Source organism: Stenotrophomonas cyclobalanopsidis, from assembly GCF_008710035.1.
Classification (GTDB): domain Bacteria; phylum Pseudomonadota; class Gammaproteobacteria; order Xanthomonadales; family Xanthomonadaceae; genus Stenotrophomonas; species Stenotrophomonas cyclobalanopsidis.
Map to the genome: position 1 here is coordinate 153,933 of NZ_VYKI01000004.1, position 20,685 is coordinate 174,617.

General features: G+C 69.3%; 19 protein-coding genes. 8 read left to right on the top strand and 11 right to left on the bottom strand.

Translation table 11 applies throughout. The features are described 5' to 3' along the window. Positions 1 to 16 precede the first annotated feature (16 nt). Positions 17 to 286 carry a gas vesicle protein GvpG gene (locus FJU31_RS05175; protein ID WP_150453782.1) on the top strand — a complete coding sequence of 90 codons (270 nt, stop codon included), beginning with the start codon at positions 17 to 19 and terminating at the stop codon, positions 284 to 286. Positions 287 to 383: 97 nt separating this feature from the next. On the opposite strand, the gene FJU31_RS05180 is transcribed toward FJU31_RS05175, so the two are convergent. Then, positions 384 to 1,247 carry a TolB family protein gene (locus FJU31_RS05180; RefSeq protein WP_150453783.1) on the bottom strand — a complete coding sequence of 288 codons (864 nt, stop codon included), beginning with the start codon at positions 1,245 to 1,247 and terminating at the stop codon, positions 384 to 386. Positions 1,248 to 1,295: 48 nt separating this feature from the next. Between FJU31_RS05180 and aroE the strand changes: the two genes are divergently transcribed. The 3 genes from aroE (at position 1,296) to dinG (ending at position 4,865) form a co-directional block, all read left to right on the top strand. Continuing rightward, the gene (gene aroE / locus FJU31_RS05185; protein WP_150453784.1) at positions 1,296 to 2,141 is read left to right on the top strand and encodes a shikimate dehydrogenase; all 846 of its coding nucleotides are present in this window, start codon (positions 1,296 to 1,298) and stop codon (positions 2,139 to 2,141) included. A 3-nt stretch (positions 2,142 to 2,144) separates the two neighbouring features. Continuing rightward, complete coding sequence (locus FJU31_RS05190; protein ID WP_150453785.1) at positions 2,145 to 2,504, top strand: hypothetical protein; 360 nt, start codon at positions 2,145 to 2,147, stop codon at positions 2,502 to 2,504. Positions 2,505 to 2,762: 258 nt separating this feature from the next. Then, on the top strand, positions 2,763 to 4,865 hold the full coding sequence (gene dinG / locus FJU31_RS05195) for an ATP-dependent DNA helicase DinG (protein ID WP_150453786.1): 2,103 nt from the start codon (positions 2,763 to 2,765) through the stop codon (positions 4,863 to 4,865). A gap of 38 nt (positions 4,866 to 4,903) precedes the next feature. Here dinG and FJU31_RS05200 read toward each other — a convergent pair whose 3' ends face one another. Continuing rightward, the gene (locus FJU31_RS05200) at positions 4,904 to 5,515 is read right to left on the bottom strand and encodes a hypothetical protein (protein ID WP_150453787.1); all 612 of its coding nucleotides are present in this window, start codon (positions 5,513 to 5,515) and stop codon (positions 4,904 to 4,906) included. Between the two features lie 124 nt (positions 5,516 to 5,639). On the opposite strand from FJU31_RS05200, the gene FJU31_RS05205 reads away from it, so the two are divergent. Then, the gene (locus FJU31_RS05205; RefSeq protein WP_150453788.1) at positions 5,640 to 5,930 is read left to right on the top strand and encodes a hypothetical protein; all 291 of its coding nucleotides are present in this window, start codon (positions 5,640 to 5,642) and stop codon (positions 5,928 to 5,930) included. A 55-nt stretch (positions 5,931 to 5,985) separates the two neighbouring features. On the opposite strand, the gene ilvD is transcribed toward FJU31_RS05205, so the two are convergent. After that, entirely contained in the window at positions 5,986 to 7,824 is a 1,839-nt protein-coding gene (gene ilvD / locus FJU31_RS05210; protein WP_150453789.1) for a dihydroxy-acid dehydratase, read from the bottom strand. Between the two features lie 370 nt (positions 7,825 to 8,194). Between ilvD and FJU31_RS05215 the strand changes: the two genes are divergently transcribed. From FJU31_RS05215 to FJU31_RS05225, 3 genes are read left to right on the top strand one after another with little or no spacing between them, the layout of a single operon-like run. Then, positions 8,195 to 8,764, top strand: coding sequence for a DUF1190 domain-containing protein (locus tag FJU31_RS05215; RefSeq protein ID WP_150453790.1), 570 nt, complete (start codon positions 8,195 to 8,197; stop codon positions 8,762 to 8,764). A 7-nt stretch (positions 8,765 to 8,771) separates the two neighbouring features. Beyond that, positions 8,772 to 9,950, top strand: coding sequence for a glutathionylspermidine synthase family protein (locus FJU31_RS05220; protein ID WP_150453791.1), 1,179 nt, complete (start codon positions 8,772 to 8,774; stop codon positions 9,948 to 9,950). Beyond that, positions 9,950 to 10,603 carry a hypothetical protein gene (locus tag FJU31_RS05225; RefSeq protein ID WP_150453792.1) on the top strand — a complete coding sequence of 218 codons (654 nt, stop codon included), beginning with the start codon at positions 9,950 to 9,952 and terminating at the stop codon, positions 10,601 to 10,603. The genes FJU31_RS05220 and FJU31_RS05225 overlap by 1 nt, the downstream gene beginning before the upstream one ends. A gap of 202 nt (positions 10,604 to 10,805) precedes the next feature. Here FJU31_RS05225 and FJU31_RS05230 read toward each other — a convergent pair whose 3' ends face one another. The 8 genes from FJU31_RS05230 to mnmG form a co-directional block, all read right to left on the bottom strand. Next, positions 10,806 to 12,104, bottom strand: coding sequence for a DUF58 domain-containing protein (locus FJU31_RS05230; RefSeq protein ID WP_150453793.1), 1,299 nt, complete (start codon positions 12,102 to 12,104; stop codon positions 10,806 to 10,808). Continuing rightward, positions 12,101 to 13,087 carry an AAA family ATPase gene (locus FJU31_RS05235; protein ID WP_150453794.1) on the bottom strand — a complete coding sequence of 329 codons (987 nt, stop codon included), beginning with the start codon at positions 13,085 to 13,087 and terminating at the stop codon, positions 12,101 to 12,103. Before FJU31_RS05235 ends, FJU31_RS05230 begins: the two co-directional genes overlap by 4 nt. Then, positions 13,084 to 14,274: a DUF4350 domain-containing protein gene (locus FJU31_RS05240; protein ID WP_150453795.1), complete on the bottom strand. Its 1,191-nt coding sequence runs from the start codon at positions 14,272 to 14,274 to the stop codon at positions 13,084 to 13,086. The genes FJU31_RS05235 and FJU31_RS05240 overlap by 4 nt, the downstream gene beginning before the upstream one ends. Continuing rightward, positions 14,271 to 15,914, bottom strand: a complete 1,644-nt coding sequence (locus FJU31_RS05245) for a DUF4129 domain-containing protein (protein ID WP_150453849.1) — start codon at positions 15,912 to 15,914, stop codon at positions 14,271 to 14,273. The genes FJU31_RS05240 and FJU31_RS05245 overlap by 4 nt, the downstream gene beginning before the upstream one ends. Next, positions 15,904 to 16,896, bottom strand: coding sequence for a stage II sporulation protein M (locus tag FJU31_RS05250; protein WP_150453796.1), 993 nt, complete (start codon positions 16,894 to 16,896; stop codon positions 15,904 to 15,906). The genes FJU31_RS05245 and FJU31_RS05250 overlap by 11 nt, the downstream gene beginning before the upstream one ends. Beyond that, positions 16,893 to 17,582 carry an RDD family protein gene (locus FJU31_RS05255; RefSeq protein ID WP_150453797.1) on the bottom strand — a complete coding sequence of 230 codons (690 nt, stop codon included), beginning with the start codon at positions 17,580 to 17,582 and terminating at the stop codon, positions 16,893 to 16,895. Before FJU31_RS05255 ends, FJU31_RS05250 begins: the two co-directional genes overlap by 4 nt. Before the next feature lie 124 nt (positions 17,583 to 17,706). Next, positions 17,707 to 18,237: a gamma carbonic anhydrase family protein gene (locus FJU31_RS05260; protein ID WP_108770379.1), complete on the bottom strand. Its 531-nt coding sequence runs from the start codon at positions 18,235 to 18,237 to the stop codon at positions 17,707 to 17,709. Positions 18,238 to 18,325: 88 nt separating this feature from the next. Beyond that, positions 18,326 to 20,215, bottom strand: coding sequence for a tRNA uridine-5-carboxymethylaminomethyl(34) synthesis enzyme MnmG (mnmG, locus tag FJU31_RS05265; protein ID WP_150453798.1), 1,890 nt, complete (start codon positions 20,213 to 20,215; stop codon positions 18,326 to 18,328). Between the last annotated feature and the right edge of the window lie 470 nt (positions 20,216 to 20,685).

Consider the following 20,685-nt stretch of genomic DNA (forward strand, 5'->3'; position numbering starts at 1 on the left):
GACGGAGGAACACGCGATGGGACCGGAAATGGGATGGGTGCAATGGCTGATCTGGGGCACCGGAACACTGGTGTTCGGCGCGGTCATTGTCGGCGTGTTCATTGCCGCGTGGCGTGCCAGCCGGCGCCCGCCGGAGCAGCTCTCCGCCGCCGCCCACGTGGCCCGTGAGCAGGCTCTTCCGGAAAGCGTGCAGGCCGAGCTGGCCGCGCTGAACCGCCTCAAGGACAACGGCCAGCTGAGCGAGATCGATTACGAGAAGCAGCGCGCCCAGGTGTTGGCGCGCTGACGCTTGCGTCGGGTGGGGCAATGCCCGGGGTCGGATCCCCGGTAGTCGCCAACCAAGGTTGGCATCTACCAGACGGCCATCCACGCATGGCGTGGATTTATCGCACGCACCCGGCCACGGCCACCACCTTCGGCACCGCCAGCCGGTACACATCCACGCCACCGGCGCGCGGTGCCCTTGCCGCACTGCTGGCCACCATCATCTCGCCCGGTTTGGCGTTGTCGACCACCGGCGCGCCGGTCCAGCCGCCGCTCTGGTTGAACGACAGCCCCAGCGGCTGCAGCGCGGCACCGGTCCAGGCGCAGGCGCTGGTCATCACCTGCGCGGCCTCGCCGTTGCCACGGCTGAACACCACTGCGCCGTCATTGCCCAGCCAATCGCCGTCGGTCTCGTCAGCAACCGTGTTGAGAGCAGTCAGGGCCACGGCGGCGCCGCGCACGCCTTGCGCATCCAACTGCGCCACGAACAGATCCCAGCCCGCGCCACGGCCCTGGTCGCGGGCGAACAGCAGCCGGCGGCCATCGGCGCTGAGGGCCGCGCCACGCTCGGCACGGCTGCCGTCCTTGCCGGCCAGCGCCTGCGCCCGGCCCACGCTGCCATCGGCGGCCACCGCTGCGCGGTACAGCGCCCAGTTCCCCTCGCGGCCGGCGGCGAACAACAGCCAGTGGCCATCGCGGCTGAAAAAAGGGTCCAGCGCCTCGCCGGCCACGTCCACCGGCAGGGCCTGGGCCTGTTGCCAGCGGCCGTCCACCACCCGTGCCTGCCACAGCCCCCAGCCCGCCTCGCCACGGCGGGCGAAGATGATGCGCTGGCCGTCAGCACTGATCGTCGCCCGGCCCTCGTCGGCGCGGGTGGAGACCACGCCCATGCCCTCGATGCCGTACTCGTTCAACGCCATCGCCACGGGGGCAGAGAGTAGACTGGCGGCAAGCACCAGCAGGGTCGGGGTGATGCGCATCATCCGGGTCCTTGCACGAAAGTGCACCAGTCTAGCCAGCTTGAGGATTCCATGACCGATCGTTACGCCGTCTTCGGACACCCCGTTGCCCACTCGAAGTCGCCGCTGATCCACGCGACGTTCGGTCGCCAGGAAGGCATCAGCATCGACTACCGCGCGATCGACCTGGCCCCGGACGCCTTCCTGGCCGGGCTGGATGCCTTCGCAGCTGAAGGTGGTGTCGGCGCCAATGTCACCTCGCCGCACAAGCAAGCCGCGTTCTCGGCGTGCATCACGCTGACCGCGCGCGCGCGCCGCGCCGGCTCGGTCAACACCCTGCTGCGCAAGGGCGACCGCTGGCACGGTGACACCACCGATGGCATCGGCCTGGTGCGTGACCTGACCGACCGCCACGGCCTGGACCTGCGCGGCCGCCGCGTGCTGCTGATCGGCGCAGGTGGTTCGGCACGCAGCGTCGCCCCGGCGCTGCTCGATGCCGGCATCACCGAGCTGGTGGTGGTCAACCGCACGCCGGAACGCGCCGACGAACTGATCGACGCCATGGGCGAGCCGGGCCGCGCGCTCAGCCGCTACTGGGAAGACCTGCGCGACCTGGGCGATTTCGAACTGATCCTCAACGCCACCTCGGCCGGCCGCGACCGCGACGTGGAATTCAAGCTGCCGCTGTCGCTGGTCAATTCGATGACCACCGCGGTGGACCTGAACTACGGCGAGGCCGCCATCGCCTTCCTGGCCTGGGCGCGCGCGGCCAACTGCCGCAATACCGTCGATGGCCTGGGCATGCTGGTCGAGCAGGCTGCCGAGAGCTTCCTGCAGTGGCATGGCGTGCGCCCGCAGACGGACGAGGTCTACCAGCAGCTGCGTGCCGGTGCCGGCGCGTTTGCCGGCCAGGATTGAGCCATGGACAGCTCCTCGCTGCTGCTGAGCGTGCTGAGCATGATCGGCGTGCGCCTGCCGGTGCTGATCGCGCTGTGCGTCGGCCTGGTCTGGGTGGTGGGCGCGCCGCGTGATGCCGCCCGCAGCGGTGCGCTGGGGGGCCTGGTGCTGCTGCTGGTGGCCAACCTCGGCGGCGTGGTTGCCAACGTGGTGCCGTTGTGGATGGTCAGCAACGGCGATTTCACCGCCATCTCGGCGATGAGCGCGGTGCTGGGTGGCGTGCAGTTCGTGCTGTCGCTGCTGAGCGCCTTCGGCATCGTGCTGGTGATCTGGGCGCTGGTGCGCGTGCTGCGCCAGCGGCCGCCGCTGCCGCCTGCCGCATAACGCCGGCGCGGTAGCGCCAGGTTACGGCTGCTTCTGGTAGAGGCCGACCTTGGTCGGCGCTCTGGTAGGTGCCAACCAAGGTTGGCACCTACCAGAGCGGTGGGCTGGCAACGCCGCATTCGCCCCTGCCCGGCGCGTCAATGCAACCCATGACCGCCAAGCCCCGACGCCGCTGACCCTGTTCAGCGCCCGCGCCTCGGTCCCGGTGGCCGGCCATGCGACAATGGCCGGCCTGATCCAGCCACGGTAGTTCCCGGCGTGACCGAAACTGTCGCCGCCCCGCGCAAGCTCGATGACGCCTTGAAGGACGCGATCCGCAAGGCGTATACGACGCTGCAGGCCAACACCCCCGGCTTCTCCACCCGTCGCTCGCAGAGCCAGATGATCGGCGTGGTGTCGCGTGCGCTGTCCACCAGTGGCGGTGTCGGCGTGGTCGAGGCACCGACCGGCGTCGGCAAGAGTCTGGGCTACCTCACCGCCGGCGTACCGATCGCCCTGGCCAGCAAGAAGAAGCTGGTCATCAGCACCGGCACCGTAGCCCTGCAGTCGCAGCTGGTCGAGCGCGATATTCCCAATTTCCTCAAGGCCACCGGCCTGGAAGCGACCGTGGCCCTGGCCAAGGGCCGCACCCGCTACCTGTGCACGCGCAATGCCGCTGAAGCGCAGGGCGAGGGCGCGCAGGGCGGCATGTTCGAGGACGAAGCGCCGCTGTACGACCGGCCGCTGGCGCCCATCGAGATGGACATCGCCAAGCGCCTGTCCGATGCCTTTACCAGCGGCACGTGGGACGGTGACATCGACAACGCGCCGGAAACCATCAGCCCCGGCCTGCGCAGCCGCATCACCACGCCCGCCTCGGCCTGTGCCGGGCGCCGCTGCGCGTACTCGGCGCAGTGCGCGGTGCTGCGCTCACGCAACACCGTGCGCGATGCGCAGATCGTGGTGACCAACCACGCGCTGCTGCTGTCGGCGCTGTCCATTGGTGACAGCGACAACGGCCAGCCGATGATCGCCGCGCCGTCGGACATGCTGCTGGTGCTGGACGAAGGCCACCACATCGGCAACGTGGCCATCGACCAGGGCGCCGCCAGCCTGGCGCTGGATGACATGGCCAAGCGCACCGGCCGCCTGCAGATCCTGATTGCCGGTGCCTACCGCGCGGTCGACAAGGACCGCCTGGGCAACCTGCTGCCGAACGAGGCCATCGACGTGGCCAGCAACGTCGCCAAGCAGCTGCGCGCCTTCCGCGACCACGTCGAAGCGGTGTGGATGCCGGCCCCGGCTGACGAAGACCCGATGTGGCGCGCCGCCAACGGGCGCCTGCCCGAGGCCTGGCGCGAGCCGATCGAAGCGCTGGCCGACGACACCCGCAGCCTCTACAACTGGGCCCACGCTGCCACGGCACAAGTGGCCAAGGGCAAGCCGGACGACGCCGCGCGCGAGCGCCTGCAGCGCAACCTCGGCATGGCGCTGGAAATGATCGAGCAGCAGTACAACCTGTGGCAGGCCTGGCGCCGCGAGGACAAGGACGGCGCGCCGCCCACCGCGCGCTGGGTCACCGCCACCCGCGACGGCGATCTGGTGCTGCATGGCTCGCCGGTATCGGCCGCGCACGTGCTGCGCAAGCTGCTGTGGGATCAGGTGGATTCGGTGGTGATGACCTCGGCCACGCTGACCGGCGGTGGCGATTTCCAGTCGCTGGCCATCGACAACGGCATTCCACCCGACGCAGAGATGGTCTCGCTGGCCTCGCCGTTCGATCTGCCCAACCAGGCCGAGCTGATCGTGCCGAAGTTCCCGGTCACGCCCGATGACCGCGAAGGCCATCCGCGCGAAGTGGCGCGCTATCTCGACCAGGAGCTGGACTGGGCCAAGGGCTCGATGGTGCTCTTTACCTCGCGCTGGAAGATGGAGAAGGTGGCCGGCCTGATGTCGGCCGCGCGCCGCAAGCAGGTGCTGGTGCAGGGCGACATGTCCAAGACCCGGCTGATCGACGAACACCTGCGCCGCGTCGCCGCCGGCGAAGGCTCGGTGCTGTTCGGCCTGAACTCCTTCGGCGAAGGCCTGGACCTGCCCGGCGAAGCCTGCACCACGGTGGTCATCACCCAGGTGCCGTTCGCGGTGCCGACCGACCCGCAGACCGCCACGCTGAGCGAATGGGTGGAAGCGCGCGGCATGAACGCCTTCAACCTGATCGCCATCCCGCACGCGCTGCGCACGCTCACCCAGTTCGCTGGTCGCCTGATCCGCACGTCCACCGACACCGGCCGCGTGGTCATCCTCGATTCGCGGCTGCTGACCCGCCGCTACGGCAAGCGCATCATCGACGCGCTGCCGCCGTTCAAGCGCGTGATCGGCTGAAGTGCTCTGGTAGCGCCGGGCCATGCCCGGCGAATGCCTCAACCGCCTTCCGGATTCCGGCAGGCCGGGTTGCCCATCGCTTGGTGGTAGTCGCGGTCAAAGCAGCGCAGGAAGCCATCCAGCACGTCCAGGTTGGGCGGCCAAGGCGCATCCACCTGTTGCCCGCCGGCGGTGGTGAAGTGATAGCGCCCATCCTTCAGCGCCCCGGCGATCTGCTCCGGGGTGGGAATCGCGATCAGCGCTGCGCGCGCTTTTTCCAGCGCTGTACGGTCGCGCTGCAGGAACGCGACCGTGCCGTCCACATAGGCATTCCAGTAGCCGGGATCCTTATCCTTTGGCTTGTAGGTGCGCTGCATCAGCGCAATTGCTTGGGCCGTCTGCCCAAGCTCGGCGCGCATCTGCCCTTCATGCCAGAGGATGGTGGTGTGGCCCGCCGCCTTGGGCAGGGCGCTGTAGGCGGCAAGCAGGTCGGCCGCTTCGCGCTGGCAATCACGCTCGGCCAACGGGCGCCACCCGCCTTCCAGATCCTGGTCGAACGCATCCGGTTCCATCGCCAGCATCGCATCGCGGTCGTAGCTGCAGTCCGGCGCCTTCGATGGTTCGGGCGGGGCGCCCAACGCGGCGGCCAGGGCAAGCGAAAGCAACGTCATCACAACCTCCATGTCGGTGAGTACCCGGACACCGTAGCAGATCGCGCGGGTAGTGCCGGCCGCTGGCCGGCAACCTCGAAGATCGAATTACCATGACGCGACTGAACACGCGGAGGGAAGCCACATGCACGACTGGACCATCATCGCGACCCACAGTGACTGGATCGCCGCCACGCTTGAACTCGTTCTGCGCGATTCAACTCAGTCCGAGCGCCGTATGCAGTTCGATGCGGTGGAGCACGTGATGCTGGACAGGAGCGAACCCTGGGGACCGAGTGCATCGATCAACGACGTGACGGCGAGCGAAGATCGCGCCGAAGGTCTCATCCGCGTAGTGTTTGAGCTGCAGTCCGGCGGTTCGATCCACATTTCAGCAGGGGCGTGCCGCCTTGATGGCGAGCCTTGCGTGATCTGAATGCTGTGCCGGGGTCGGAGCCCTTTCTGCGAAAGGGATCCGACCCCACGGCAATTCAATCGCCCAGCAGGGCGGTGTTGCGCACCGCGCCCTTGTCGGCGCTGGTGGCCAGCAGGGCGTAAGCCTTCAGCGCGCTGGTGACCTTGCGCGGTCGCGGTGCACGCGGCTTCCAGCCGCGCGCATCGGCGTCGGCGCGGCGCTGGGCCAGGGTAGCGTCGTCCAGCAGCAGGTCGATGCGGCGGGCGGGGATGTCGATGCGGATGCGGTCGCCGTCTTCCACCAGGCCGATGGTGCCGCCGCTGGCGGCTTCCGGCGAGACGTGGCCGATCGACAGGCCCGAGGTGCCGCCGGAGAAACGACCGTCGGTCAGCAGCGCGCACTGCTTGCCCAGCCCCTTCGATTTCAGGTAGCTGGTGGGGTAGAGCATTTCCTGCATGCCCGGGCCGCCCTTCGGGCCTTCGTAGCGGATGACCACGACGTCGCCGGGCTGCACTTTGTCGGCCAGGATGCCGGCCACGGCCGCGTCCTGGCTCTCGAACACGCGCGCGCTGCCTTCGAACACGTGGATGGACTCGTCCACGCCGGCGGTCTTCACCACGCAGCCATCGACGGCCAGGTTGCCGCGCAGCACGGCCAGGCCGCCTTCGGCCGAGTAGGCGTGCTCGACGCTGCGGATGCAGCCTTCGGCGCGGTCCACGTCCAGCGTGGGCCAGCGCGTGGCCTGGCTGAAAGCCACCTGGGTGGGAATGCCGGCCGGCCCGGCGCGGAAGAAGTCGTGCACGCTGGATTCGCCGCTGACCGCCACGTCCCAGCGCTCGATGGCGTCGGCCAGGGTACGGCTGTGCACGGTCGGCACGCGGGTATCCAGCAGGCCGCCACGCGCCAGTTCGCCCAGGATGCCGTACACGCCGCCTGCGCGGTGCACGTCTTCCATGTGGTACTTGGGCGTGTTCGGCGCCACCTTGCACAGCTGCGGCACCCGCCGCGACAGCGCATCGATGTGGGTCAGGTCGAAGTCCACTTCGGCTTCCTGCGCCGCGGCCAGCAGGTGCAGGATGGTGTTGGTCGAGCCGCCCATGGCGATGTCCAGGGTCATCGCGTTGGCGAACGCGGCCTGGGTGGCGATGCCCCGCGGCAGCGCGCTCTCTTCTTCGCCGCCGTACCAGCGGTGGCACAGTTCGACGATCAGGCGGCCGGCGCGCAGGAACAGTTGCTCGCGGTCGGCGTGGGTGGCCAGGGTCGAGCCGTTGCCGGGCAGCGACAGGCCCAGGGCTTCGGTGAGGCAGTTCATCGAGTTGGCGGTGAACATGCCCGAGCAGGAACCGCAGGTCGGGCACGCGCTGCGCTCGAACTCGGCGACCTTTTCGTCGCTGGCGCTTTCGTCGGCGGCGATGACCATCGCATCGACCAGGTCCAGCTTGTGCTCGGACAGCTTGGTCTTGCCGGCTTCCATCGGGCCGCCGGAGACGAACACCACCGGGATGTTGAGGCGCAGGGCGGCCATCAGCATGCCGGGTGTGATCTTGTCGCAGTTGGAAATGCACACCAGCGCGTCGGCGCAGTGCGCGTTGACCATGTATTCGACCGAGTCGGCGATGATCTCGCGGCTGGGCAGCGAGTACAGCATGCCGTCGTGGCCCATGGCGATGCCGTCGTCGACGGCGATCGTGTTGAATTCCTTGGCGACGCCGCCGACCTTCTCGATCTCGCGCGCGACCAGCTGGCCGAGATCCTTCAGGTGCACGTGGCCGGGCACGAACTGGGTGAAGGAGTTGGCGATGGCGATGATCGGCTTGTGGAAGTCGCCGTCCTTCATGCCGGTGGCGCGCCACAGGGCGCGGGCGCCGGCCATGTTGCGGCCGGCGGTGGAGGTGCGGGAGCGGTATTCAGGCATGGCTGGCGGAACGGGCGGGCCGTACAACGTGGGGGTCGCTTGATCATGGACAATTTTTTCGGTTGCTGCTGCAACCACCTTCGTCGCTTGCAGCGGTAGCGCCGGGCCATGCCCGGCGGCCTTGAAATACCCGCATGTGGCCGCTGCGCTCGCCGGGCATGGCAGGTCGCCGCAGAGGTGTGCCAACCAAGGTTGGCACCTACCAGAGCGGTGCGTCGCCCGGGGTCGGATCCCATCGCGGCGCGATGGGCTCTGACCCCGGTGGTCAACGAAAATGAAATTCCGTTCATCTTTCCCACTTTGCCGATTCCGGTTGTTGATGCGGATTTGGCATCATTGGGGCACTGATCCGATTCCGAGGCATGACGCCATGAAGCGTTCCCGCACCACCGCGCTGCTGCTGATGAGCGCTGCACCCCTGCTGTTCACCGCCTGCCAGAAGGAAGAGCAGGTGCAGGTGCAGGAAGGCCTGTACACCTCCGTGCAGGCCTGCACCGAGGCGACGGGCGATCCGTCCTCGTGCCGCAACGCCTTTGCCGAGGCCCAGCAGAAGGCGGCCGACGCCGCGCCGAAGTACGCCAGCAAGGAAGCCTGTGAGCAGGACTACAAGCCCGAGCAGTGCGTGCAACAGCACACCTCGGCCGGTACCTCGTTCATCGGCCCGATGATGATGGGCTTCTTCATGTCGCAGATGCTGAGCAACCGCGGCGGCCTGGCCCCGCAGGCGCCGGCCTCGGCCCCGGCCTACCAGGACAAGAACGCTGGCTGGGCGCGCCCGGCCCCGGGCGGCACCGGTGGCATGAACACCGCCAGCGGCATCGGCGCTGGCAAGGCCGGCCTGGCCCCGGTCAGCAGCGAGCCGAACCGCGCCGTCACCGCCAGCCGCAGCGGCTTCGGCGGCACCAGCGCCCGCCGCAGCGGCGGCAGCTTCGGCGGCTGATCGACCCATGCAGCGAATTCGCATTGCCGAGCGCGCCCACTGGCGGGCGCGCGCGGAGGAAGCCGGTTTCCGCTTCCACACCATCGACGGCCAGCCGTACTGGGATGAAAGCGCGTACTACGCCTTCACCCTGCGCCAGATTGAAGTGGACATCGAAGACCCCAGCGCCGAGCTGCACCAGATGGCGCTGGACCTGGTCGGCGATGTCATCGCCAGCGAGCGGCTGATGGACCAGCTGGCGATCCCCGCGCACTACCGCGACTGGATCGCCGAGAGCTGGCACCAGCGCCAGCCGCACCTGTACGGGCGCCTGGATCTGGCCTATGACGGCACCGGTCCGGCCAAGCTGTACGAACTGAACTACGACACGCCGACCTCGCTGTTCGAGGCCAGCTTCTTCCAGTGGCAGTGGCTGGAGGACCAGCGCAACGCCGGCCGCCTGCCGCAGCACGCCGACCAGTTCAACGGCATGCACGAGGCCCTGGTCGAGCGCTTCGGCGAGCTCGCCGCGCGCCTGCCGCCGCCGCTGTACTTCAGCGCCGTGGGCAGTTCGGACGAGGACCGTGGCACGGTCGACTATCTGCGTGACTGCGCCGCCCAGGCCGGTCTGCAGGGCGAGGCCATCGCCATCGAGGATATTGGTCTGTCCGTGGATGGCCGTTTCACAGCGCTTGACGACACAGTGATCGGCACGCTGTTCAAGCTGTACCCGCTGGAAGACCTGATGGCCGAGGAATTTGGTCGCGCGCTGCCCGGTTCGGGCATCCAGCTGCTGGAGCCGGCGTGGAAGGCGGTGCTGAGCAACAAGGGCATCCTGCCGCTGCTGTGGCAGCGCAACGTCGGCCACCCGAACCTGCTGGAAGCGCACTTCGATGATGGCAGCGCGCTGGCCTCAGGCTGGGTGCGCAAGCCGCTGTTCTCGCGCGAAGGTGCCAACATCGAGATGCACCTGGCCGATGGCAGCACCCAGCGTAGCGACGGCCCGTACGAAGGCCCGGCGATCATCCAGCGTGCGCACCCGCTCACCCGCTTTGAAGGCGGTTACCCGCTGATCGGCAGCTGGGTGATTGGCGACCACGCCTGCGGCATCGGCATCCGCGAGGACGACAGCGCGATCACCCGCGACAGTGCGCGCTTCGTGCCGCATGCGATCGTGGACGAGGCGCCGACGCGGATCTACGTCTGATGGCGGTGCGGCGGCCCTTGGGCCGGCGCGGGCGAACGACGCCGGTGCCGGGGCGGCATTTCGATGATGGCCGCACGCTGCACGCCTTCGCCGGGCGCGTGGCGGTGCGCTGCCATCGCTGTGACACGCCGGGCTGGGTGGTTGCCAGCTGGCAGCCTCACCACTGGACGGCGCGCTTCCGTTGCACCGGCTGCAGTGTGGCGCTGGACAGCGGTGCCTGGGTGGGCGCGGTACGCATCGATGGCCGCCGCCCGTGCGGCTATTGCGGTCACCAGTGGGTGTGCGTGCACCAGCATCGGCCGTCGGCCTCCACGGCCGTGCCGGAGGTACTGCCGGCCAAGTGCGCGCAGTGCGGGCGCACCAGCGAGGTGAAGGTCAGCGTTTGCCCGTTGCGCGATGGAGAGCCGGCAGATCCGCATTTCGGCCTGCCGCTGCGGTTGGTCGAGCCCACACGCGCAGGCCTGCTGTGGGCCTACAACGCCGAGCACCTGCAGGTGCTGCATGAGTACGCGACGTCGGCCCTGCGCGAGCATGGCGTTGTGCACAACGCCTCGATGTTCTCGCGCCTGCCGCAGTGGATGAAGCTGGCCCGTAACCGAGTGCTGCTGCAGCGTGCAGTGGAGCGGTTGCACCGGCGTTTGCTGCAGGAGTAGGTAGTGCCGGCCGCTGGCCGGCAGCCGAGCATAGGCTCGGCTCTACAGGAATCAGGCCGGCCGCTGGCCGGCAGCCGAGCATGGGCTCGGCTCTACAGGAATTAGGCCGGCCGCTGGCCGGTAGCCGAGCATGGGCTCAGCTCTACAGGAATCAGGCCGTCTGTAGAGCCGAGCCCATGCTCGGCTCCGGTCAATCGCAGGGTCAGAGCAGCCCTTCGCGCTTCACGGCGAGATACCGTTCCACCAGCGCGGCAGGCAGGGCGTCGGCGGTCACGTCCAGCACCATCACCTTCTCGCTGCGCAGCGCTTCATGCGCCTTCGCGCGCTCCTGCAGGTACAGCGCGGCGGCACCGGCCTGGGCGGCATCTTCCAGCGTCTGCACCTCGCCTTCCAGCGCGGTATCCAGTTCGCGTTCGCGCAGGCTGGCCACGCATACCAAGTGGCGGCGCTGCAGCAGGCGTACGGCGGCCAGCAGGTCTTCGATGTCTTCGTCGCGCACGTTGCTGACCAGCATCACCAGGGCGCGACGGCGCTGCCGCAGCGAGACTTCGGTGGCGGCCGCCAGATAGTCGGTGGCCACGGCCTGCGGCTGCAGGTCGTAGCTGGCGCGCAGCAGGTGTTCCACCGTGCCCATGCCGCGCTGCGGCGCCACCCAGCGGCGTTCGCCACCCACCGCGAACAGGCCGGCGGCATCGCCCTGGCGCAGGGCCAGATAGGCCACCACCAGCGATGCGTTCAAGGCATGGTCGAAGTGCGAGAGACCGCCTTCGCTGGCCAGCATGCGCCGGCCGCTGTCGAGCATCAGCAGCAGCTGCTGGTTCTTCTCGTCCTGGTACTCGCGCGAGATCAGCTTGCGCGCGCGGGCGGTGGCCTTCCAGTCCAGCTGGCGCAGGCTGTCACCGACGCGGTACTCGCGCATCTGGTGGAAATCGGTGCCTTCGCCACGTCGGCGCTTTACGTGTGCGCCCACCAGGCGCGAGGCCTGGTCGGCACTGAACAACGCGAAGCGGGTGAGCGGCACGAAGTTGGGATAGACCCGCACGTCCAGCACCGGCGGCAGCGTGCGCTGCTGCCACCACAGCCGCCACGGCGAGCGGATGCGCACGTCCACGCCGTCGAACTGGAAGCGCCCGCGCTGCTGCGGCTGCACCTGGTAGTGCAGGGTGCTGGCGTGGCCGGCGCGCAGCTGCAGGCGCTGCGGCAATCCTTCCAGCGGCCAGCCGCCGGGCACGCGATCGAACACCTGCACCTGCATCGGCTGCTCGGCGAACAGGCGCAGGCCGATCTCGCGGCGCACGCCCAGTGCCAAGGCCTCGGGCACCTGGCGCTGTACCTGCGGCGACGCACGCCGCCACTGCCGCCACAGATCAGCCAGTGCCAGCGCGGCCACCAAACTTCCCGCCACGGCCCAGCTCCAGTGCGGCAGCAGGCCGCCCAGCGCCACGCCGCCCAGCGCGGCCCAGGCAGCCAGCAGGACCAGCAGCAGCGGCGCAGGCCTCATCGGCGCGGTGCTTCCACCTTGGCCAGCAGCGCACCCAGCACATCATCAGGGCCCTGGCCTTCGATCTGCAGCTCCGGCGCCAGCGCGATGCGATGGCGCAGTGCCGGCCGGGCGATGTCCCGCACATCGTCGGGGGTGACGAAATCACGACCGGCCAGCACTGCCTGCGCACGCGCGGCACGCACCAGCGCGATACTGCCGCGCGGGCCGGCACCAACGGCGATGCCCGGCCAGGAACGGGTGGCGGCCACGATGCGCACCGCGTAGTCGATCACTTCGTCATCGACGGTGATGGCGGCGGTGGCCTGCTGCAGCGCCAGCAGTTCGCCGGCGCCGAGTACGCGCGGCACCTGGCTGAGGTCGAAATCGCTGGCGGCGCGGCCACGGGTGATGGCCGTGACCATGTGCTTCTCGTCTTCCAGCTGCGGGTAGTCGATCAGCACCTTCAGCAGGAAGCGGTCCAGCTGTGCTTCCGGTAGCGGGTAGGTGCCTTCCTGTTCCAGCGGGTTCTGCGTGGCCAGGGCCATGAACGGCGGCGCCAGTGTGAAGGCCTTGCCTTCGATGGTCACCTGGCCTTCCTGCATCACTTCCAGCAGGGCCGACTGGGTCTTGGCCGGGGCACGGTTGATCTCGTCGGCCAGCAGCAGGTTGGTGAACACCGGGCCGCGGCGGATCTTGAAGCTCTCGCTCTTCGGGTCGTACACCGCATGGCCGCTGACGTCGCTGGGCATCAGGTCGGGGGTGAACTGCACGCGCCCGTAGTCCAGCTCCATGGCCTGCGCCAGTGCACGCACCAGCAGGGTCTTGCCCAGCCCGGGCACGCCTTCGATGAGCACGTGACCACCGGCCAGCAGCGCCACCATGATCTGGTCGAGCACGTCGGCCTGGCCGATGAAGGCGCGACCGACGGCATCGCGGATGGCATCGACGCGTTCGATCAGGCGGGCGGCAGCAGCCACCGGAAGCTCAGGGGCATCGGTCATAGCAGGGATCTCATCTGGAGCAGCAAGCGGATGCGCTCGCGCAGGGCGGAGGAATCGTGCGGCGAAGGAGCGGTGAGGGCGGTGGCCACGCGGCTGGCGGGCCACTGCAGCACCTCGGCGATGGCCTGGTCGCGGGCAGCGCCATCCAGCGCGGCCGCCACCGGGGCGCGCAGGCGCAGGCGATGCAGGAACAGCGCCTGGACTGCGTTGTACAGCTGCGCGTCCTGGCCGAAGCGCAGCAGCAGCTCGCCACTGGCACGCACGTGTTCCAGCAGCGAGCGGCGCTCGAGCACCGGCGAAGGCAGCACGCTGCCCATCCGCTGCGCGCGCGTCCACAGCCAGCCCAGCATGGCCAGCAGCAGCGGAATCCACAGCGGCCAGCCCTGCAGCACGATGCGCGCCAGCAACGTCGGCGGGCGGCTGCCGTACACCAGCCACACCGTGCCGCGCCCATAGTTGGGGTCAAGCAGGTAACGGGTCAGGTCGCGGTGGGAAAGATCATGCAGGCCACCGCGCTGCGGCGCGTTCCTGGCCGTTGCGCCCTTGCGCGGCAGTGGGGTGGCGCCAGCGCCGCGCATGAAATCCAGGTCGGCCAGCACATCGATGCGGCCTTTGCCGTGGCGCAGGCGGGCGAAGGCCAGCCCCTCCTCGTTGCCCCAGCGGCGCTCGGCGTCGGCGCTGGCCTTGAAGCCGAGACTGAAGCGGCGGCCGTTGCAGAACTCGACGTGGTTGGGATCATCCACCACATGGAACGGCTGGCAGTCCTTGCCATGGAACAAGCTTTCCACGCCGATGCGGTCCAGCAGCGGCCCCTGCGTGGTGCTGGCCTTGTCCTCGCCTGGCGGCTGCGTGCGCAGCAGCAGGTGGCCGCCACGGGCGACCCAGTCCAGCAGTGCCTGCGCGGTGCCCGGCGGCATCTCGCGGGTGTCCTGCAGCAGGACCAGGGTATCGGTGTCGGCCAGGGTCATCTTCGCCAGCTGCAGGCGTTCGCGCGACTGCACCTCGATGCCGTCGGCACGCAGCGCCTGCCCCAGCACGTACAGCGGGTTGTAGCTGGCTTCGCCACGCGGCGGCAGCACTACGGTCTCGGTGACCTTCTCGTGCGTGCGCAGGAACAGGATGGTCAACGGCACGCCCAGCAGCACCAGCAGGCCGAGCAGCAGGGCCCAGAACGCGCGCGGGCTCATGCCTTCCACCCGAACTGCTGGCGCAGAGTCGCGGCCAGGCCATCGAACTCATCGCGCGTGGGCAGGCGACCGCCGTACGCGGCGTACTGCCACATGCGCACGATGCGGGCGAACAGGTCGCGGTCCGCCTGCTGCGGCATGCGCCGCGACGCACGCAGGCACTGCGCTTCGGTGGCGCCGGGCGGCAACGCGTTGCCGGTACGCTCGACCAGGGTGCGCACGCTGGCGCGGTAAAGCAGGGCCAGGGCCTGGCGCGGGCGTCCCTGGTCCCACAGCAGGCCGGCCTGGGTGGCCACGTCCGGCGGCAGCACCACCGGCAGTTCCACGGCCTCTTCCTGCGCGCGCGGTGCGTCCTTCGGCGTACGCCGGCCGGCGCCACGCAGCCACGGCCACCACAGGCGCGCGGTCAGCAGCAGCACCAGCATCACGGCGCCGAGCAGCGCCCACAGGCCCCATTCGGCCACGCGTGCCAGCAGCTTCAGACCGCGGTTGCGTTCGCCATGCTTCTGGCCGGCCTTGTCGTCCTTGGTGTCTTTCTTCTCGGCCTTCTTTTCCGCCGTGGTGTCGTCGATCGGCTTCCACTCGGTGACCTGGCGGACCGGCCGCTGCAGCGGATCCTCGTAGGCACGGTTCACCGCCTGGCGGAAACCGGCCGTGTCCACCGGCTGCTCGCCGACGATGCCGGCAGCGGCATTGGCCGGATCATTGGCGGCGTTGGCTTCTTCGCCGTCGTCCTCGGCTTCGTCTTCATCCGCGTCGGCCTGTCCGGCCGCCCGGGCTTCGTCGGCGACCTGTTGGGCAGTGTCCGCATCGGCGTCCTGCGCGTGGGCGGGGACCAGCGGCAGCGCCAGGCACAGCAGCAGGGCCAGCGTGGATGCCGCCGGCAGCAGCCGCTCGCGCAGGCGGCGCAGGGCGATCTCCACGTCCCACGCTTCCATCTGCGTGCGCCGGTTGAGGTACAGGCCGAAGCCGGCGCCGACATAGAACGGGCCGATCAGGGCAGCGGCCAGCCAGCTCAGCAGGTTCAGCAGCAGGTCCGCCCACGGCGGGGTCTCGACGCTGATCATCGCCCAGGCCGCGCGCCACGAGTCGGGCAGCAGTTCCAGCGGAATGAACATGAAGACCGCAGCGATCGCGCCCAGCACCAGCACCAGCTCGAAGCCGAGGCAGATCAGCGCCAGTAGGATTGCCGGCCCAGCGGCGCCGGCGGCCACCGCGCGCCGGCGTGGGCCGCGCTGTGCGGGTGCGTTGCCTTCCAGCAGGTTGACCGGCAGGCACAGGCTGCGCAGCAGGCTGAAACGGCGCCAGCCGAGGTAGCCCCAGAAGCCGGTGCCGCCCCAGTGCCGTTGCGCGGCCAGTGCCGCCCGCGCGCCGACCGTCTCGCCGAAGATGCCGCGTGAGAGCACGTACAGGGGCGCGCGCTCGAACAGCGGCTTGCACCACCACATCGCCAGCGACGCCCAGGCGAAGCCGTCCAGCCACCAGGCCAGCGCATTGAACAACACGAACAACGGCGCACTGGCCAGCAGCCAGCTGCCCCACACCGCGCGCGCGTGGCGGCGGGCGAGGGCGGTGCCCAGTTCCATCGCTTCCCAGCCGCTGCGCGCACGCAGGGCCACGTCGAGGTGGTCAATCCGCACGTTCACCCCCGCGACCGCCGCGCCACAGCCACAGCAGCACGCCGGCCCACAGCACGCCGGCCACGCTGTACTTGGCCCAGGCCGGGATCTGCGCGATCGACGACCAGAACGCTTCCACGAAGGCCGCCAGCAGCAGCATGAAGGCCACGCCCAGGCACAGGCGGGCGCCGATGCGGCCGCCTTCCACCAGCGCGTCGATGCGGCGGCGGCGGCCGGGCGCCAGCAGTTTCATGCCCAGCTGCAGGCCGGCGCCGCCGGCGATGACGATGCCGGTCAGCTCGAAGGCGGCATGGCCGACCACGAAGCGCCAGAACGGATCGCCATGGCCGATCTGCTGCAGGTGGCCCGCCACCGCGCCCATGATGACGCCGTTGAACAGCAGCACCAGCAGCGTGCCCAGTCCGGCCAGCAGGCCGCTGGCGAAGGTGCGCAGCGCGATGCTGACGTTGTTCATGATGTAGTAGCCGAACATCATCCAGTCGGTGCCGCTGTCACGCCCCAGCCGATCCGCAGCCGGGTCGTACATGCGCTCCATCTCGGCGATCCGGCTGTTGTCCATCAGCAGGTGCACGCTGTCCGGGTACAGCTGCACCACGGTGAAGCAGGCCAGCGCCGGCACCGCGAACATCGCCAGTGCCACCCACATGCTGCGCGCCTGGCTGCGCACCAGCATCGGGAAGTCGGCCACCAGGAATTCCAGCGCCCGCCGCCAGCGCACCGGCGGCGTGCGGTACAGCACGCTGTGGCCCTGCTGCATCAGCTGCTGCAGGCGCTGCACCAGCTGCGGGCTGTAGCCGCGTTCGCGGGCCAGCGCCAGCTGCTGGCACAGGCGGCGGTAGCGCTGGGCGAAGGCGACGTCACCCGGGTCAGCGGCATCGGGCCTGCGCCGCCTGCGACGCGAAGCGCCTGCACGCTGCTGCAGCCAGTACTCCAGCTGTTGCCATTCGTGCTGGTGGCGGGCGACGAACTGTTCCTGCTTCATCGGCGGCCCAGCAGCCAGTTGGCCATCGCGTACAGGCGCAGCACGCCCACCTGGCCGGATGCACCGGTCAGCGGCTCGGCGATACCCGCCAGTTCCTGCTGGCGACCCGTCGACAGGCGCGGCGCGCGTTCGGCAAAGGCGAGGACGGCGGCCTGTTCCTGCGGGCGCAGCGGCTGCGACGGCACCAGCACGCTGTCGATGGTGGCCGGAGGCGACAGGTAATGCATCGGCTCGTGCACCACCACGGTGCCGGCCACCAGGTCGCCGAGGCGGCGCCCGTAGGGATCGAACAGGCTGCTGAGCAGGCCCAGGGCATAACCGAACGGCAGCATGTCCACGGTACGCAGCAGGTTGCGGGTGATCGAGGCCATCCAGCCCACCGGTGCGCCATCGCGCGACAGCACGCGCAGGCCGAGTACGCGCTTGCCCAGGGTGCGGCCCCACAGCGCCTCGCAGACGATGGGGTAGGCCCACATCAGCAGGAACATCGCGGCCATGTAGATGCCGCGGCCAAACTCATCGAGCAGGGCCAGCGGAATGGACAGCAGCACCAGCGCGCCGAAGCGGATGCCCAGGTCGACCAGCCAGGCCAGCGCACGCGGCATCGGCCCGGCGGTGGGCAACTGCAGTGGCACGCCTTCCGGCGTTACCACCTCGCGGTAGGTATCGAGCATGGGCGCGGTCATCAGTGCGATGGCCGCGGATGTGGGCGCGGGAGTCCTCTCCGGCGTGCTGCCACAGGCATGGGGGGTCTCGACGGTTCCTGGTCGGGCCCCGACTTTAGCAGAGCGCAGTGGCCGACGAAGCGGCTCAGCCCAGGTATTCGTCCTTCAGCCGCACGTAGTGGTCGGCCGAATAGTGCAGCGACTCGATCTCCTTGTCGCTGAGCGTGCGTGCCGGACGCGCCGGGTTGCCCACCCACAGCTCGCCCTCGCCGACCACCTTGCCCGGGCCGACCACGGCGCCGGCGCCGACGAAGGCATGGCGCTCGACACGCGCGCCGTCCAGGATGCAGGCGCCCATGCCGATCAGGCTGTAATCGCCGATGGTGCAGGCGTGGATGATGCAGCCGTGGCCGACGGTCACGCCTTCGCCGATCAGGGTCGGGTAGCCGGCCTTGTTGTACGGGCTGTGGTGGCTGACGTGGATGATGGTGCCGTCCTGCACGTTGGTGCGCGCGCCGATGCGCACATGGTTGACGTCGCCGCGGATGACCGTGCCCGGCCAGATGGAGACATCGTCGGCCAGCTCCACGTCACCGATGAGGGTGCAGGCCGGGTCGACGTACACGCGCTGGCCGAGGACGGGCATCTTGTCGCGGAAGGGGCGCAGGGGGTTCATCGCTGTCTCCAGGTGGGGCAAACACGACGATGATACGCGGCGGAGGCATCGGTAGCGCCGGGCCATGCCCGGCGAGCGCAGCGGCGCGTTACGCGACGCGGCCGCGACGGGCGCGTTCCAGGTGCACCAGCAGCAGCGAGATCGCGGCCGGGGTCATGCCGGGAATGCGCTGTGCCTGGCCGATGGTCTGCGGGCGTACGCGCTCCAGCTTCTGCAGCACTTCGGCCGACAACCCACGCACGCTGGCGTAGTCGAAGCCTTCGGCGATCGGCGTGGCTTCGTGGCGCTGCTGGCGTTCGATCTCGTCGCGCTGGCGGTCCAGGTAGCCGGCGTACTTCACGCCGATCTCGACCTGCTCGGCCACCTTGCCATCGGCTACGGCCGGGCCCAGCGAAGGCACCCGCATCAGCTGTGCGTAATCCAGCTCCGGGCGCTTGATCAGGTCCAGCACGTTGGTTTCGCGGCTGACCGCGACGCCCAGGGTTTCCTGCACTTCGCGGCCCAGCGCATTGGCCGGGGTCGCCCACAGTGCCGCCAAGCGCGCGCGCTCGGCGGCGACCGCGGCCTGCTTGGTCTCGAAGGCGTTCCAGCGGCGGTCATCGACCAGGCCCATCTCGCGGCCGGTCGGGGTCAGGCGCTGGTCGGCGTTGTCCTCGCGCAGCTGCAGGCGGTACTCGGCACGGCTGGTGAACATGCGGTACGGCTCGTTGGTGCCGTGGGTGATCAGGTCATCCACCAGCACGCCCAAGTACGCTTCATCGCGGCGCGGGCACCAGCCGTCCAGCCCGCGCACCTGGCGCGCGGCGTTGAGGCCGGCCAGCAGGCCCTGTGCGGCGGCTTCTTCATAGCCGGTGGTGCCGTTGATCTGGCCGGCGAAGAACAGGCCGTTGACCAGCTTGGTTTCCAGCGAAGCCTTCAGCCCGCGCGGATCGAAGAAGTCGTACTCGATGGCGTAGCCGGGGCGGGTGATGTGCGCGTTCTGGAAACCACGGATGCTGCGCACCATCTCCAGCTGCACGTCGAACGGCAGCGAGGTGGAAATGCCGTTGGGATAGATCTCGACGACGCCCAGGCCCTCGGGTTCGACGAAGATCTGGTGGCTGGCCTTCTCGGCGAAGCGCACCACCTTGTCTTCGATGGAGGGGCAGTAGCGCGGGCCGATGCCCTCGATCTGGCCGCTGTACAGCGGCGAGCGGTGCAGCGCGTCGCGGATGATCTGGTGGGTCTGCTCGGTGGTGTGGGTGATCCAGCAGCTGACCTGCTGCGGATGTTCGTCCACCGAGCCGAGGAAGGACATCACCGGGCGCGGCGTGTCGCCGGGCTGCTCGTCCATCACGCTGTAATCCAGCGAGCGGCCATCGATGCGCGGCGGCGTGCCGGTCTTCAGGCGGTCGACCTGGAACAGACGTTCGCGCAGGCGCGCGGCCAGCGTGGTCGCCGGCGGGTCGCCCATGCGGCCGGCGGCGTACTGGGTCGGGCCGACGTGGATCTTGCCGGCCAGGAAGGTGCCGGCGGTCAGCACCACGGCCTCGGCGTCGAAGCGCAGGCCGGTCTGGGTGATGACCCCGCGCACGGCGTCGCCTTCGATGGCCAGGTCATCGACGGCCGCCTGGAACACGGTCAGGTTGGCCTGGCCTTCGACGATGGCGCGGATCGCCATGCGGTACAGGTTGCGGTCGGCCTGGCAGCGGGTCGCGCGCACGGCCGGGCCCTTGGAGGCATTGAGCGTGCGCCACTGGATGCCGGCGCGGTCGGCGGCATGCGCCATCGCACCGCCCAAGGCGTCGATTTCCTTGACCAGGTGGCCCTTGCCGATGCCGCCGATGGCCGGGTTGCAGCTCATCGCGCCCACGGTTTCGATGTTGTGGGTCAGCAGCAGGGTGCGCACGCCGGTACGGGCCGCGGCCAGCGCGGCCTCGGTGCCGGCGTGGCCACCGCCGATGACGATGACGTCGTAACGATGGAAGGACTGGGTCATGGGGGCAGGTCAACAGGGGACGGGCGCAGCCGGGGCGGCGCCGGGGTGGCGATTTTAGCGCCATTCGGAGGGGGGCGACGGGCCCGGATCGGGGCCGGGATGAAATCCACCCTAAAGTTGGCAGGATTTTTGCAGATAACCCAATAGCACCCATCGTGGCTGGCGCCGTAGGCGCCGTTGACCGGAATTGGAACAGGGGCCGGTACAGGCGCACGGTGGGGAAGCGGGGGGCCGGCAGTCGGGGGACTGTCCGGCCCTGTTTTTTTGGGCGGTCTGCCGGGAGAGGTCCCATCCACGCATGGCGTGGATCCAGACGAGCCAAAGACAAACGGCCCCGCATTGCGGGGCCGTCTGCTTTCAGAGGTGCCGACATCCGACAGGGCCGGAACAGGGGGGATCCAGATGTTCCTGTCGGATATCGACGTAGAGCTGTTTGGGACGGCCCCTTAACGTTTTTGTCACTTTGTGAC